The sequence below is a fragment of the Candidatus Glomeribacter gigasporarum BEG34 genome, from assembly GCF_000227585.1.
GTDB classification, from domain to species: Bacteria; Pseudomonadota; Gammaproteobacteria; order Burkholderiales; family Burkholderiaceae; genus Glomeribacter; species Glomeribacter gigasporarum_B.
On record NZ_CAFB01000037.1, the window covers coordinates 129,977 to 143,909 of the forward strand.

At 54.4% G+C, this 13,933-nt stretch carries 16 protein-coding genes; 2 read left to right on the plus strand and 14 right to left on the minus strand.

The genetic code is table 11. The features are described from left to right. Positions 1-11: 11 nt before the first annotated feature. The 11 genes from CAGGBEG34_RS02810 to nuoG form a co-directional block, all read right to left on the minus strand. On the minus strand, positions 12-1,241 hold the full coding sequence (locus tag CAGGBEG34_RS02810; protein WP_006682362.1) for a hypothetical protein: 1,230 nt from the start codon (positions 1,239-1,241) through the stop codon (positions 12-14). 91 nt (positions 1,242-1,332) lie between these two features. Beyond that, the gene (locus CAGGBEG34_RS02815; RefSeq protein ID WP_006682363.1) at positions 1,333-2,814 is read right to left on the minus strand and encodes an NADH-quinone oxidoreductase subunit M; all 1,482 of its coding nucleotides are present in this window, start codon (positions 2,812-2,814) and stop codon (positions 1,333-1,335) included. Between the two features lie 57 nt (positions 2,815-2,871). Then, a complete protein-coding gene (gene nuoL, locus CAGGBEG34_RS02820; protein ID WP_006682364.1) occupies positions 2,872-4,860 on the minus strand; it encodes an NADH-quinone oxidoreductase subunit L in 1,989 nt (662 codons plus the stop codon). Between the two features lie 14 nt (positions 4,861-4,874). Continuing rightward, entirely contained in the window at positions 4,875-5,180 is a 306-nt protein-coding gene (gene nuoK, locus CAGGBEG34_RS02825; RefSeq protein ID WP_006682365.1) for an NADH-quinone oxidoreductase subunit NuoK, read from the minus strand. 12 nt (positions 5,181-5,192) lie between these two features. Continuing rightward, positions 5,193-5,807, minus strand: a complete 615-nt coding sequence (locus tag CAGGBEG34_RS02830) for an NADH-quinone oxidoreductase subunit J (protein WP_006682366.1) — start codon at positions 5,805-5,807, stop codon at positions 5,193-5,195. A 19-nt stretch (positions 5,808-5,826) separates the two neighbouring features. Next, positions 5,827-6,735 carry a glycosyltransferase domain-containing protein gene (locus CAGGBEG34_RS02835; RefSeq protein ID WP_102033261.1) on the minus strand — a complete coding sequence of 303 codons (909 nt, stop codon included), beginning with the start codon at positions 6,733-6,735 and terminating at the stop codon, positions 5,827-5,829. Between the two features lie 15 nt (positions 6,736-6,750). Next, positions 6,751-7,242 carry an NADH-quinone oxidoreductase subunit NuoI gene (gene nuoI, locus CAGGBEG34_RS02840; RefSeq protein ID WP_006682368.1) on the minus strand — a complete coding sequence of 164 codons (492 nt, stop codon included), beginning with the start codon at positions 7,240-7,242 and terminating at the stop codon, positions 6,751-6,753. 137 nt (positions 7,243-7,379) lie between these two features. After that, positions 7,380-8,438, minus strand: coding sequence for an NADH-quinone oxidoreductase subunit NuoH (gene nuoH / locus CAGGBEG34_RS02850; RefSeq protein ID WP_006682369.1), 1,059 nt, complete (start codon positions 8,436-8,438; stop codon positions 7,380-7,382). A gap of 11 nt (positions 8,439-8,449) precedes the next feature. Continuing rightward, positions 8,450-8,737 carry a BrnA antitoxin family protein gene (locus CAGGBEG34_RS02855; protein WP_042687812.1) on the minus strand — a complete coding sequence of 96 codons (288 nt, stop codon included), beginning with the start codon at positions 8,735-8,737 and terminating at the stop codon, positions 8,450-8,452. Next, a complete protein-coding gene (locus CAGGBEG34_RS10025) occupies positions 8,697-8,969 on the minus strand; it encodes a BrnT family toxin (protein ID WP_006682371.1) in 273 nt (90 codons plus the stop codon). The genes CAGGBEG34_RS02855 and CAGGBEG34_RS10025 overlap by 41 nt, the downstream gene beginning before the upstream one ends. Continuing rightward, positions 8,970-11,333 carry an NADH-quinone oxidoreductase subunit NuoG gene (nuoG, locus tag CAGGBEG34_RS02860; protein ID WP_006682372.1) on the minus strand — a complete coding sequence of 788 codons (2,364 nt, stop codon included), beginning with the start codon at positions 11,331-11,333 and terminating at the stop codon, positions 8,970-8,972. Between the two features lie 86 nt (positions 11,334-11,419). Between nuoG and CAGGBEG34_RS02865 the strand changes: the two genes are divergently transcribed. Further along, a complete protein-coding gene (locus CAGGBEG34_RS02865; protein WP_006682373.1) occupies positions 11,420-11,695 on the plus strand; it encodes a type II toxin-antitoxin system Phd/YefM family antitoxin in 276 nt (91 codons plus the stop codon). Further along, positions 11,692-11,955: a Txe/YoeB family addiction module toxin gene (locus tag CAGGBEG34_RS02870; protein WP_006682374.1), complete on the plus strand. Its 264-nt coding sequence runs from the start codon at positions 11,692-11,694 to the stop codon at positions 11,953-11,955. Before CAGGBEG34_RS02865 ends, CAGGBEG34_RS02870 begins: the two co-directional genes overlap by 4 nt. On the opposite strand, the gene CAGGBEG34_RS02875 is transcribed toward CAGGBEG34_RS02870, so the two are convergent. The 3 genes from CAGGBEG34_RS02875 to nuoF are packed head-to-tail and all read right to left on the minus strand — an operon-like array spanning position 11,946 to position 13,915. After that, entirely contained in the window at positions 11,946-12,320 is a 375-nt protein-coding gene (locus CAGGBEG34_RS02875) for a HepT-like ribonuclease domain-containing protein (protein WP_006682375.1), read from the minus strand. The two genes, CAGGBEG34_RS02870 and CAGGBEG34_RS02875, sit on opposite strands and share 10 nt — an antisense overlap. Next, the gene (locus tag CAGGBEG34_RS02880; protein ID WP_006682376.1) at positions 12,317-12,607 is read right to left on the minus strand and encodes a nucleotidyltransferase family protein; all 291 of its coding nucleotides are present in this window, start codon (positions 12,605-12,607) and stop codon (positions 12,317-12,319) included. Before CAGGBEG34_RS02880 ends, CAGGBEG34_RS02875 begins: the two co-directional genes overlap by 4 nt. Before the next feature lie 12 nt (positions 12,608-12,619). After that, positions 12,620-13,915, minus strand: coding sequence for an NADH-quinone oxidoreductase subunit NuoF (gene nuoF, locus CAGGBEG34_RS02885; protein WP_006682377.1), 1,296 nt, complete (start codon positions 13,913-13,915; stop codon positions 12,620-12,622). Between the last annotated feature and the right edge of the window lie 18 nt (positions 13,916-13,933).

The window sequence follows — 13,933 nt, forward strand, 5'->3', positions numbered from 1 at the left end:
TTCAGATCTCTTTAAGCAAGCGTATGAAACAATGGCATAGCCCCGTATAGGGGCGCATCAGCGCAAAGCTCAGGATTTAAGGCGCGTACGCCAGAGCTTTGGTCATAGATGATCTGATGACTCAGACACAGCGCTTCTTGCCAAAGTCTGCTTTCAAACGCCGGCGTTCCATCTGACAGAGGGTTCAGAAGCGTGCGGCGGAAAGGGGGCCATTGTGCATGCGAGCACACGTTGAAATGCATGCAATACTTGGCCAATGTAGCGATGACAAGCGCGAGTATTTCAACAAACGCTTCTGTTTGAGCGCGCATCGGATGGCGCATCAGAAATTCCGCGAAGCTGACGGCCGAAACTTCTTGATCAGGGGATTTGCGGATCAACTCCGTGAGCGTCATCACATTCTGCAAACGTTCCCTCCGATCCGGATGCGAAAGCCACTGTGCGCAGCACGCATCGATCTTTAAGCGCAACCCATTGTCCGTTGCTTCAAGCGGAAAGGCAGCGCGCCAATGAATGCCGTTGTCTCGCAGAATGGCAATCCACTCGCTGCGCTTGATGCGCGGCGTGCGCATATCCCGGATGACGCGCTCCATGATGCAGGCAAGGTCGCGCACGGCGCGCTCATCACTGGCATACGCAGCCCGTAATCCAGCGGGCAATTTCGCAGTGCGGCGCGGCGCATGCCCTTGCAAAGCAATCCGGTAATGGGGCAGTTGCAGCAACGTGTTCAGGAATAAGCACTGGACAAACTCGCGCTCTTTTTCAGACGGTTTTGCCATCCATAATTGCCGGATTAACCGTAAACCCCACGCTTGCATCAGGGCCGCGTCTCCGCGCGCTATATCAAGCTGGTCGGCTCTGAGCGCTCGTTTGAACGCTTCTGAAAATTGCGCCCGCCAATCCGGAGGCAGCATCCAGAACAGCTTTTCCAGCCATGTTTCCCGTTTTCGCTCGATACGCGGCACATATTCGCCAAAACGGGCGTGATAGGCGCGGTTGACCTGGCTTAACTGACGCAGGTCATGCATATTCAGACGGGTCATAAAAGAGACTTCCGTCGTGCTGAGGTTTGCCAGCGCGAGCGGCAGATCGACTGAAATAACCGTTGATTCGTCTTCGGACGCAGGATTGAGCGCGTCATCTGCGTGATTCGGGGCGGATGCGCTGTGTTCCAGTTCAGCCGGCTGAGAAACCGAGCTAGGGAAGATAAAAGCAGGGAATAAGGAAGAAAGGGACAGCACCGCAGGATATATTTAAACCAAAAGGTATAAATTATCCTTTGATTCAACCAGAAACGCCAAGCCGCCGCATCGGAAAATAACGCGCGTCCCTTCACGGCAATTTTGACTGCGACGTGTGCGTGAGCAGATGTGAAACCGATGCGTGCATGACGTTGGTCAGCGGTTTTGGATACAGGCCGATCAACAGTACGCCCGCGGCGAATGCCAGCAGCAAGCCAGATTCACGCCGGTTAAGGTCGGTCAATTGCGCGACGCGCGCATTGGCCACCGCGCCGAATTGCACGCGCTTGTACATCCACAATGTATACGCTGCACTGAGAATCAGCGTTAACGCTGCCAGCAGGCCGATCCAGAAGTTAAACCGGACCGCGGCCAGAATCACCATGAATTCGCCAACAAAGCCTGAAGTGCCTGGCAGTCCGCAATTCGCCATCGAGAACAGCAGCGATAACGCGGCGAATTTCGGCATCACGTTGACAACGCCGCCGTAATCGGCGATCTGGCGGCTATGTATTCGGTCGTACAGCACGCCAATGCATAAAAACATCGCGCCGGAGACAAAGCCGTGCGAAATCATCTGCACCAGCGCCCCTTCCATCGCCAGCGCATCAAACAGGAAAAAACCGAGAGTGACAAAGCCCATATGCGCAATCGACGAATACGCAACCAGCTTTTTCATATCGCTTTGCGCGAGCGCAACCAGGCCGATATAAATGACTGCAATCAGCGATAGAACAATCACGAAAGGCGCGAGCAGACGGCTCGCATCGGGCACAATCGGCAGCGAAAAGCGCAGAAAACCATACGCGCCGAGCTTGAGCATGATTGCTGCCAGCACGACCGAACCGCCGGTCGGCGCTTCGACGTGCGCATCGGGCAGCCAGGTATGCAGCGGCCACATCGGCACCTTGACCGCAAAAGCCATAAAGAAGGCGCCAAACAACAGCAACTGCGGCGGCATCGGAAGCGGCAGCCGCTGCCAGTCCGCCAGCGCGAACGAACCCGATTGCGTATATAGATACAGCAGCGCCAATAGCATCAGCAGCGAGCCGAGCAGTGTGTAGAGGAAAAACTTGAAGGCCGCATAGACGCGCTTCTGGCCGCCCCAAATGCCGATGATGAGAACCATCGGAATCAGCGTGGCTTCAAAGAAGATATAAAACAGCAGCCCGTCCTGCGCGCTGAACACGCCCATCATCAGTCCCGACAGAATCAGGAAAGCGGCGAGATAGTGCGCAATGCGGTCAATCATGTCTTCCCGCGCCGCAATGACAACTGCGACGGTCATTAACGCCGTCAGCGCCACAAACCACAGAGAGATGCCGTCGACGCCGAGGTGATAATGGACATTGAAATCTTTGATCCAGCTCAACCGTTCGGAGAACTGCAGCGCGGATTTATCCGTGTCAAAGCCAGCGATCAGCGTCAGCGTTACGCCGAAGCTGACAACAGCCGCTGCCAATGCGAGGCGACGCGCGATATTGGGCGCAACGCGAGCGCCCTGTATCCACACCAGCACACCGCAGACAATCGGCACCCAGATGGCTAGACTTAACCACGGAAAGGCGGACATGGATATTGTTCTGTTCCTGCATCACGGCCTTGCAGCCATTGATGAAATGACTTCTGCTCAAAAACGGACAAACAAGACAATCAACGCCGCCAGGCCCGCCACCATTGCCAAGGCATAGTGCGTCAGATCACCGGTTTGCAGCGCGCGAATTGCACGTGCAATCATCATTGCGCTGCGCGCGCTGCCGTTGACCGCGCCATCGATGATTTTTTGTTCGCCGGTTGCCGCCAAATCGCTGCCGAGCATGACCGCGCCGCGCGCAAAGACGATTTCGTGAACGGTATCCAGATAATATTTCTGGTCGAGTAGCGCATAAAGACGCGGGCAGCGCTGCTTGAGCGCGGCGGGAATATTTGATGAGCGTAAATAGAGCCACGCGGCGGAAACCACGCCCGCGCTCGCCAGCCAAACCGGCAACGTGGTCAGCGCGTGCATGGCCATCTCAAACCAGCCGTGGAATTCACCGCTTATTTCGCGTAACGCCGAATGGCGGTCAGCGACAAAAACGACTGAGTTGAACGCAACGCCGCGCGCAAAAAAGTCTCCGGAGAGCAGCGGGCCAATCATCCATGCGCCAATCACCAGAGACGGAATTGCCAGCAATACAAGTGGAAGCGTGATGACCCTGGGGGATTCATGCGGCGTATGTTCATGGCCACTCACTCCGCTATGACCGCGCGGCGGGCCGTAAAACACTAAAAAGATCATCCGGAAGGTATAAAGCGCCGTTACGAATACGCTGGCGATCAACGCAAACGCTGCAAAGCCTGCACCCGGCAGATGCGAGCGCCGAACCGCTTCGATGATCGCGTCCTTTGAATAAAAGCCGGAGAAGAACGGCGCGCCAATCAGCGCCAGCGCGCCGATGAGCGCCGTTGCCCAGGTCACCGGCATCGCGCGGCGCAATCCGCCCATGTTGCGCATATCCTGTTCATGATGCATCCCGATGATGACCGAACCGGCGGCGAGAAAGAGCAGCGCTTTGAAGAACGCATGCGTGACCAGATGAAACACCGCCATCGAATAGGCGGATGCGCCGAGCGCAACGGTCATATAGCCGAGTTGCGACAGGGTCGAATAGGCGACGACCCGCTTGATATCGTTTTGCACCAGGCCGAGGATGCCCATAAACAATGCAGTGGTTGCGCCAACCGCCATCATAAATGACAAAGTCGATTCGGACAGTTCAAATAACGGCGACATCCGCGTCACCATAAAAATGCCCGCCGTCACCATCGTGGCGGCGTGAATCAGCGCCGAGATCGGCGTTGGGCCTTCCATTGAATCGGGCAGCCAGACATGCAGCGGAAATTGCGCTGATTTTCCCATCGCGCCAATAAAAAGACACAAACAGGTAACCGTCAATAGTCCCCAATTCGAGCCCGGCAACGTGAAGCCAGCGAGTTCCGTTCGCATCTTGAAGACTTCGCCGTAATGTAGCGAACCGGCAAATGCGAAAAGCAGACCGATTCCCAGAATGAAGCCAAAATCACCCACGCGATTCACAATAAACGCCTTCATATTGGCTTTGATGGCGCTTTCCTTTGTGTACCAGAAGCCGATCAGCAAATAAGAGATGAGGCCGACCGCTTCCCAGCCGAAGAATAATTGCAGGAAGTTGTTGCTCATCACGAGCATCAGCATCGCAAAAGTAAAGAGCGATAAATAAGCAAAAAAGCGCGTGTAACCGGAGTCATCGCGCATATAGCCGATTGTATAGAGATGCACCATCAGCGATACGAACGTGACCACGCACATCATCAGCGCGGTGAGCGCGTCAATCAAAAAGCCCACTTCAAATTTCAGCGCACCGAACGGCGTTGCAACGCGCATCCATTCGTACACCGTTCCGTCATAACCGGCGCCCTGTATCACTTGCCAAAGCGTCCACACGGATAAGAGGAAAGAGAGCGCAACGCCGGCAATCGTGACCGAATGCGCGCCCGTCCGGCCAATCGTTTTGCCAAACAAGCCAGCGGCCAGTGCGCCAACCAGCGGCGCAACGGCAATCATCAGTAATAGGGCAGGATGAAGGGCAGGCGTCATTTTTGAAACAGCGCTCAACCTTTGAGATGGTTGAGTTTATCCACATCAATCGTGTCGAGCTTGCGGAATACGGTCAGCAGAATCGCCAGCCCAATCGCGGCCTCCGCCGCGGCGACGGTCAATATAAAGAAGACAAAGACTTGGCCGCGCATATCATTCCAGTAATGCGAGAAGGCGATGAAATTGGTATTGACCGCGAGCAGCATCAGTTCAATCGCCATCAGAACGACAATCACGTTGCGACGGTTGAGCATAACGCCGAGCACACCGATGACAAACAGAATGGCGCTTAAAATCAGAGTGTGCGCAAGAGTCCACATTTTTGAAACGCTTTAATTTTTAATATCTGTTTGCTGAAGGGCTGCAGACGCCGTTTTGACCAGCTTGATCCGCTCTTCCCGCCGCACGCGGATTTGCTGCGCTGGATCAGGCTGCTTGTGGCTTTTACCGTGACGTAATGTTAACGCCAGCGCCGCAATCACGGCAACCAGCAGAATCAAGCCGGCAATCTCAAGCGCGAATACCGTATCGGTATACATCACGATACCGAGCGCGCGCGCATTGGATACTCCTGTTGCAGGCGCGACGGGCAAAGGCGCCGTGCGGTATGCACGCCATAGAACCAGTCCCGCTTCAATCATCAGTGTACCGCCAACGATCATCGCGGCAGGCATCGCACGGCTGAAACGCGCCCGTCGTGTTTCGCGCTCGATATCCAGCATCATCACGACGAACAGGAACAGCACCATCACCGCGCCGACATAGACGAGCACAAGCAGAATTGCCAGAAACTCCGCGCGTAACAGCAGCCAAACAGCGGCGGCGTTAAAAAAGGCGAGTACCAGAAAAAGCGCCGCCTGGACCGGGTCGGGCGCAGCGATGACCCTGGACGCAGACGCAAGGAGCACCAGGGCAAAAAGGTAAAACAACGCGGTGGAAAATACCATATTGGAATGGAATGCGGAATTATTGCCCAAAAGAAGGCAGACAACTGCGCAGCCAGCGCAGAGGCCGTGTCACGCGAAATGAACGGCTATTGAGCAGTTGATCGATACGCTGCATCAGGGTTTTTATTTGCCGGTCACGTTCTCCAATCACATGCTGTTGCGTTTGAATGGCGTGATTCGCTTGGGCAAGTTCGCGTTCCAATTGCGTTAAGCGTACCGAAGTCGGGGCGCCCGCCATCGATACATCCTTAAAACGCTTTGCCAAGTTGCGTTGATTAAAGATCGGCCATTCATGGAAATCAGATTGAAAATTATCTATTTCAAGCCTTTGGACGGTTGCGCGGCTACCGCGTAGCGTTGCATTGAGCGAGAGTTGATCACGCCGCGCATAACGCGCGATATGTTCGTACCATTTCACCATCACTGCCTGTACCTCTGGCTTGCAATGGCGCCTGAAGAGCATCCCGCTCCAGAACGGGCGCTCGGACAATATTTCCGGATCGGACAGTTGATAATGGTTTAATTGCTCGAAGATTCTTGCTGGCTCGTCCAAGCCACTCTCAGCAACCTCTACGAATTCATCGTACACGGAAGCCCTAAAGCTGTGCGTCGGCACCGCGATATCCGTCTGTTCTAGAAATCGTTGGATGAGCGTATCCGCGGATGCTGTTAGGCGCACTGTATTGTCGATATACAGTGAACAAGAAAACTCTGGCAGATATTCATGCGCGAGCACTTTAATACGGCGTTGGCTGCGTACGCGGTCCATCGAAAATGCAGACCTCACCATGCGAATCTGCCAAGAGTCGCTCTTTAAATCGGGATCATCGGTAAAGCAAAAGTGCGGGATGCGGCGACTGTTGACGGATTTAAGCGCATTCAATTTCTCATAGCCGCCCATCAAACACGTGTAGACACATGCGTTCATGAGAGATGGCGTCCGTCAACGATATTTCGCATCCGCAGCCTGGGTCGCGGCAATATCCGCCTCATAACGGTCGCCAATCGCGAGCAGCATCTCCTTGGTGAAATAAAGATCGCCGTGCTTTTCGCCGTGATATTCAAGAATCTGCGTTTCAACAATCGCATCCACCGGACACGCTTCTTCGCAAAAGCCGCAATAAATACATTTGGTCAAATCGATGTCGTAGCGCGTCGTGCGGCGGGTGTTGTCAGCGCGTTGTTCCGACTCAATCGTAATTGCGAGCGCCGGACAAACGGCTTCACACAATTTGCATGCAATGCAGCGCTCCTCGCCATTCGGATAGCGGCGCAGCGCATGCAGGCCTCGAAAACGCGGCGACAGCGGCGTTTTCTCTTCCGGAAACTGCACCGTGATTTTGCGCTTGAACGCATAACGTCCAGTCAGCGCCATACCACGGAACAGTTCGACCAGAAAGAAAGTATTGAAAAATTTTTTAATAGCGGAGAGCATGGATTAGAAAAACGTTTTGAGCGCCAAAGAAGCGACACCCGCCAACAGGAAGCCGCCGACCCATTTTAGTACCACTAAGTCTGTGCGAATAGGCGCCAGTGCGGTCTGTAAATCACATTTTGTGACATGTTGCTTTGTCATTTCCAAACACTCCACGGCGACATCGCCCATGCGCTGATCACGATCAGCCAGACGAGCGAAATGGGAATAAAGACTTTCCAGCCCAGGCGCATAATCTGGTCATAGCGATAACGCGGAAAAGTGGCGCGCGCCCAGATAAAGATGGAAAGAAGCAGGAAGACTTTGAACGCCAGCCAGAAAACGCCTGGAATAAACGACAGAAACGCAAACGGCGCATCCCAGCCGCCGAGAAAGAGCGTTGCGGTCAGCGCTGAGATGACGATCATATTGATATATTCGGCCAGAAAGAACAGCGCAAACGCCATTCCGGAATAATCGACCATATGGCCGGCGACGATCTCCGATTCGCCTTCGACCACGTCAAACGGATGCCGCGCCGTCTCGGCAATCCCGGAAATAAAAAAGACGCCGAGCATCGGCAATAAGGGCAGCCAGTTCCACGACAGCAGATTCAGTCCCCAACCGGCAAAAAGGCCGCGCTGCTGAGAATACACAATGTCCGACAAGTTCAAACTGCCCGATGTGAGCAACACAACCACGAGCGCAAAACCCATCGCGATTTCATACGAGACCATCTGCGCGGCGGCGCGCATCGCACCCAGAAACGCATATTTGGAATTCGACGCCCAGCCGGCCAGAATCACGCCATAGACGCCAATCGACGAAATCGCCGCGACGTATAACAAGCCGGCGTTGATATCGCCCAATACAGCGTTGGCCTGAAACGGAATCACCGCCCACGCCGCCAGCGCGGGCGCAACGGCCATTACGGGGGCAACGATATATAAGCCACGCGCCGCGCGGGCGGGCGTAATGACTTCCTTCGTCAACAATTTCAGCACGTCGGCAATCGGTTGCAATAAACCGCGCGGACCGACGCGGTTCGGACCGTGCCGCACATGCATCCAGGCGATCAGTTTACGTTCCCACAGAATCAGATACGCCACGCACAATAGCAGCGCAACCGAGAGCGCGAGAATGCGCGCGAGCAGCCATATGGTCGGCCAAGCCGCGCCGAGGGTCTGAGCGCCGAATGCGTGGAGGGCGTCGAGCATGATGGAAATGTTCAGACAGATAATTCTTCAGGTGAATGCCGTTTGAGCCAGTTGGACAAAACCGTATTCATCCGCGCTTCCCAATCCGGTCCCGCCGCGCAAAACCGTCCGATCACGTCTGCCGATAAGTGGACCGAAATCCGCTTTTTGACCGCGCGCTTTTGGGCGGATGCGCGCCCGCGACGGATCAGCGTGTTGCCATAATATTCATCTGCCTCTTCAAAGAAATCATCCGTCAATTCTGGCGCATCGTCGGGGTCAATCCACTCGGTGCGCGTATTTTTTTTGCTCTCGTTCATTTGCTTTCCTCATTGAAATGATGCGGTATGCAGTCCCACGAGGCACCCACACCACAATGACCATTCGATTATCTAGTTTACCAACGGTCATAAATCGTTGTTCTGTATAGTTATTCTGGATACTTTGAACTGTGAAGTGATGTCCAGCGAATACTTCTTTAGCGCTTTTGAAATCTAGCCCGCGTTCTTTGAGTGTGATGTCCCGTTTCTTGGGATCAAATGTAATGCGCATTTATGCTTTTTCTACCCGGATTTTGCCAAACAACCCGCCCAGTTGTGCGGACGCGGGCGCTGCCGCGGGGATACGCACCACATTGTCCGGCAGGCGCGCATCACGCTCGGCAAACATCGTAGCCGAGCATGCACCTTGATGAATGCGCACTGAATCGCCGTCTTTCAAACCCAGCCGCTCAAACAAAGCAGATGGCAGCGATACGCGCCGCGCCGCTTTGGCCGCGCGCGTCGCTTGCAGCGATGGCGCGCGGCGAACCAGCGGGTCGGCTGAATAGATTGGAATATCAGAAAGTCGCTCGAAGACGGGATTTTTTTCGCCGTTTTGAGAATCGTCAGCAGCGCGTTCCGGCAGTGCAGGCGGCAGGTGACAGGCATTCGATAAACGCGCTGCGATATCCATGTTATCCAGCGTGGCGGCGCGTACTTCTTCAGCGCTGTTGTACTCAAAATTCGCCAGTCCCAACCCATTGCCGAGCGCGCGCAGAATTTTCCAGCCCGGACGCGCTTCTCCAAACGGGCGAACAACGCCATTGAAACTTTGTATCAGGCCCTGCGCATTGATAAACGTACCCGCTGTTTCGGTGAAAGGCGCCAGCGGCAGCAGTACATCCGCTGTTTCAACACCCTGTTTGAACATCGACACACTGACGACGAATTCCGCTTGCTTGAGCGCTGCCTGTGCCGCTGCAGGATTTGCGGCGTCGTATTCCACTTCAACATTCAATAATACAACCGCACGCCGCGGCTGTTCGAACAGTTCAGCCGCAGATAAACCGCCCACATCGGGCAGTGCGCCCGCGATGTAAGCGCCAACGGTATTCGCCGCTTCGGTCAGAAAACCGAGCGTTGCGCCGCTTTGCTTGGCAATCCAATGCGCAGCGGCATGCAACGCGCTGAAGTCTGGATGCGCAACCGCCAAATTGCCCAGAAAAATAGCGCGAATTTCCTCATCTCCGCCATTTCCAGCTAAAGTTTTTGCAACAGCATAGGCGGCCTCGGAAGGCAGTACCGATGCAAATGTCGCAGGCGCGGCGATGCCTTTGATCTGTGCCACCGCCACTACAATACCTGCCAGTTCATTCAACCAGCAAGAGGGCGCGGCGACCAAGCGATGCGCGGATGCGATTCGCGCATCATCGTCAATCGCATTCAGCAGATGAACCGGCGCGCCATTTTTCGCCGCCTGACGCAAGCGTGCCGCAAACAATGGATGATCGCGGTTTAAACAGGAACCGATGATCAGTGCACCTGTAATATTCGAGAGCGCTGTAATCGGCATCCCCAGCCACGGCGCACCCTCAAGTGCAGCGCGGACATCGCTTTGCCGCAGACGGAAATCAATATGCGGCGAGCCGATTCCGCGCATCAGTTGCTTTAATAAATACAGTTCTTCGAGTGTGCTATGCGGGCTGGCGAGCGCAGCAATCGAATCCGCGCCCGATTCACTTCGCACGCGCTGCAATCCTTCGACGGCAGCGGAGAGCGCCGTTTCCCAGTCTGTCTCGCGCCATGCGCCGTTGTGTTTGACCATTGGTCGCGCCAGCCGCGCGTCGCTATTCAGCGCTTCGTACGAAAAGCGGTCTTTATCCGAAATCCAGCATTCGTTGACCGCCTCGTTTTCAAACGGCAACACACGCATCACGCGCTGATTTTTGACCTGGATGATCAGGTTTGCGCCCACGCTATCGTGCGGGCTGATTGAGCGATACCGTGTCAGTTCCCAGCCTCGCGCGGTGTATCGAAACGGTTTGGACGTGAGCGCGCCGACCGGACACAGATCGATCATATTGCCGGACAGTTCCGAATCGACCGTTTGTCCGACAAAGGCGGTGATTTCAGCATGCTCGCCGCGCCCCAGCATACCGAGCTCCATCACGCCCGCGATTTCTTTGCCGAAGCGCACACAGCGCGTGCAGTGGATGCAGCGCGTCATTTCTTCCATCGCAATCAGCGGGCCAGCATTTTTATGGAAGACGACGCGCTTGGCTTCGGTGTAGCGCGAATGCGATTTGCCGTAGCCAACCGCAAGGTCTTGCAATTGGCATTCGCCGCCTTGATCGCAGATCGGACAATCGAGCGGATGGTTGATCAACAGGAATTCCATCACCGCCTGCTGCGCCGCGACTGCTTTTTCCGATTTTGTGCGCACAACCATGCCGGCGGCGACCGGCGTTGCACACGCCGGAACAGCTTTTGGCATCTTCTCCACCTCCACCAGGCACATCCGGCAATTCGCGGCGACGGAGAGCTTTTTGTGGTAGCAGAAATGCGGAATATAGCGATTCAATTGATGCGCCGCCTGAATCACCATGCTGCCCGCGGGCACTTCGATTTTCCGTCCGTCTATTTCGAGTTCGACCATAAGACATTAGGCGTTGGCTTTACAACTTGAATCTTCTCAACGATTTGATATTCTTGTACTCTAAATTGTACACGCAGAGAAATGAGATGAGAGTGATTAGTTTTTCAGAAGCGCGCAACACGCTGAAGTCTGTGATAGACCGCGTTATCCATGATGCGGATGTCACGGTAATTAAGCGACGCAATGATCCCGATGCCATCATTATGTCGCTGGACTGCTACAACAGCTTAATGGAAACAGTGCATCTACTCAAAACCCCTGCAAATGCGGCTCATTTGGCGCGTTCTATCGCCCAACTTCACAAAGGACGCATCAAAAAATGTCAACAGAAATCTACCGACCCGTTTTCAATCGTTGAATGATCAAAACAATCTGCTTTACTGAAGCAGCATGGGAAGATTATGTGTGGTGGCAGCGCCAGGATCAAAAAACATTACGGCGCATCAATCAGCTCATTCACAATGCCTGCCGTACTCCATTTGAAGGACTGGGTAAACCTGAACCTTTGAGGGAGAGTTTGAGCGGTTTTTGGTCACGACGCATCGATCAAGCAAACCGTCTCGTGTATGAGGACACAGACCGTGCACTCAATGTGGTATCGTGCCGGTATCATTACGGATAATTCTGCAAACGCATAACAAGTTCTTGTATTTGTTGTTTCAGCCTCGGCAAATCATTCTCCACTGTATGCCAAATCAGACTGAAATCAATTTTGAAATAACCGTGCGCAACCCGATTCCGCATTGCATAAATGACCGTCCACGGCACGTGCGGATGTTGTTCAATAAAAGCGGGATTGCATCGTTCAATATTTTTAACCGCTTCGCCAATCACCTCAATATTGCGCACGACCCCGTCTTGTACCAGTTCATTTTCAAGGAACGCCCAATCTGCCATATCTTCACAATAACGTTCGATGCGTGCGATGGCTTGAAGAATATGCGCTAAATAGTCTGCAACCCGAAGTGAGTCTTTATCTTTCTTCATACTCGCACAGCCTCTGCTAGCACTACATCCCTAAATTTGTCGGGTAAGGCGTTCGGCGTTAGCACATCAACTGCGACGCCCAACTGCTTTTCCAATTCGACCTGAATCGCAGCAATGTCCATCAAACTGGTCTCTGACGTAGGGTCAACGAGCAAATCAAGATCACTTTCTTCCGTGTCTTCGCAATGCAATACAGAGCCGAATACGCGCGCATTCGAGGCGCGGTGCGCCTTGACGACGCGACGGATCGTATCCCTGTATACTTCTAATGCTTCAGAGGGTTTCATTTTTGGATTGAATCAATGTGCAAGTGGTGTTAGACAACGCTTCTGCTCCACATGACATTCAAACTCGTCCCAATAATGCTTGAGCATGCCGTGCACCGGCATCGCGGCCGCATCGCCAAGCGCGCAAATCGTGCGGCCCATCATGCCGCTGGCAACGGAATTGAGTAACTCCAGATCTTCGATACGCCCTTTGCCATGTTCGATCCGGTCGACGATTCGGTAAAGCCAGCCGGTGCCTTCGCGGCACGGCGTGCACTGCCCGCACGATTCTTCAAAATAGAAATACGACAAACGCAGCAGCGCGCGCACCATGCAGCGCGTTTCATTCATCACGATCACCGCGCCGGAACCGAGCATGGAGCCGGCCTTGGCAATCGCGTCGTAATCCATATCGGTCTGCATCATCACCTCGCCGGGAATCACCGGCGCGGATGAGCCGCCGGGAATCACCGCCTTGATTTTCTGACCGCCGCGCATGCCGCCCGCGCATTCGAGCAGCGTTGCAAATGGGGTGCCGAGCGGCGCTTCATAATTACCCGGCAGTTCAACATCGCCCGATACCGAAAAAATTTTCGTGCCGCCATTATTCGGTTTGCCGATTTCCAGATACTTTTGTGGCCCAATCGCAAGCAAAAAGGGCACCGCGGCGAAGGTCTCCGTGTTGTTGATGGTTGTTGGCTTGCCGAATAAACCAAAACTGGCTGGAAACGGCGGTTTGAAGCGCGGCAGTCCCTTTTTGCCTTCGATGGATTCTAGTAGCGCAGTCTCCTCGCCGCAGATATACGCGCCGTAGCCGTGATGCGCGTGCAATTCAAATGAAAATTCAGTGCCGAGAATGTTTTTTCCGAGCAGGCCCGCCGCGCGCGCTTCTTCAAGCGCCGCTTCAAAGCGCTGATATTCGTGCCAGATTTCGCCGTGAATATAGTTATAGCCGACGCTAATCCCCATCGCATACGCGCCGATTGCCATCCCTTCAATCAGCGCGTGCGGGTTGTAGCGCAGGATATCCCGATCCTTAAATGTGCCTGGCTCCCCCTCATCCGAATTGCAGACGAGATATTTTTGTCCCGGAAACTGGCGTGGCATAAAGCTCCACTTAAGCCCCGTCGGAAAACCCGCGCCGCCGCGGCCGCGTAAGCCAGACGCATTCACATCGGCAATGACCTGTTCGGGCGGAATATGCGCTTCCAGAATGCGTCTGAGCTGCCGGTAGCCGCCGCGCGCGGCATAATCGTCCAGATGCCAGTTCTCGCCGTTCAAGCCCGCCAGAATCAGCGGCTGGATATGACGGTCGTGCAGACACGTCATGAAGACTCCTTGCCTGAC

What these genes read in the sequence shown, in the direction of transcription:
- nuoH (WP_006682369.1), bottom strand. Translation starts at nt 8,438, where the DNA reads ATGCTCGACGCCCTCCACGCATTCGGCGCTCAGACCCTCGGCGCGGCT.
- nuoF (WP_006682377.1), bottom strand. Translation starts at nt 13,915, where the DNA reads ATGACGTGTCTGCACGACCGTCATATCCAGCCGCTGATTCTGGCGGGC.
- nuoI (WP_006682368.1), bottom strand. Translation starts at nt 7,242, where the DNA reads ATGCTCTCCGCTATTAAAAAATTTTTCAATACTTTCTTTCTGGTCGAA.
- CAGGBEG34_RS02865 (WP_006682373.1), top strand. Translation starts at nt 11,420, where the DNA reads ATGAGAGTGATTAGTTTTTCAGAAGCGCGCAACACGCTGAAGTCTGTG.
- CAGGBEG34_RS02855 (WP_042687812.1), bottom strand. Translation starts at nt 8,737, where the DNA reads ATGAACGAGAGCAAAAAAAATACGCGCACCGAGTGGATTGACCCCGAC.
- nuoK (WP_006682365.1), bottom strand. Translation starts at nt 5,180, where the DNA reads ATGTGGACTCTTGCGCACACTCTGATTTTAAGCGCCATTCTGTTTGTC.
- nuoL (WP_006682364.1), bottom strand. Translation starts at nt 4,860, where the DNA reads ATGACGCCTGCCCTTCATCCTGCCCTATTACTGATGATTGCCGTTGCG.
- CAGGBEG34_RS02830 (WP_006682366.1), bottom strand. Translation starts at nt 5,807, where the DNA reads ATGGTATTTTCCACCGCGTTGTTTTACCTTTTTGCCCTGGTGCTCCTT.
- nuoG (WP_006682372.1), bottom strand. Translation starts at nt 11,333, where the DNA reads ATGGTCGAACTCGAAATAGACGGACGGAAAATCGAAGTGCCCGCGGGC.
- CAGGBEG34_RS02815 (WP_006682363.1), bottom strand. Translation starts at nt 2,814, where the DNA reads ATGTCCGCCTTTCCGTGGTTAAGTCTAGCCATCTGGGTGCCGATTGTC.
- CAGGBEG34_RS02880 (WP_006682376.1), bottom strand. Translation starts at nt 12,607, where the DNA reads ATGAAACCCTCTGAAGCATTAGAAGTATACAGGGATACGATCCGTCGC.
- CAGGBEG34_RS10025 (WP_006682371.1), bottom strand. Translation starts at nt 8,969, where the DNA reads ATGCGCATTACATTTGATCCCAAGAAACGGGACATCACACTCAAAGAA.
- CAGGBEG34_RS02870 (WP_006682374.1), top strand. Translation starts at nt 11,692, where the DNA reads ATGATCAAAACAATCTGCTTTACTGAAGCAGCATGGGAAGATTATGTG.
- CAGGBEG34_RS02835 (WP_102033261.1), bottom strand. Translation starts at nt 6,735, where the DNA reads ATGAACGCATGTGTCTACACGTGTTTGATGGGCGGCTATGAGAAATTG.
- CAGGBEG34_RS02875 (WP_006682375.1), bottom strand. Translation starts at nt 12,320, where the DNA reads ATGAAGAAAGATAAAGACTCACTTCGGGTTGCAGACTATTTAGCGCAT.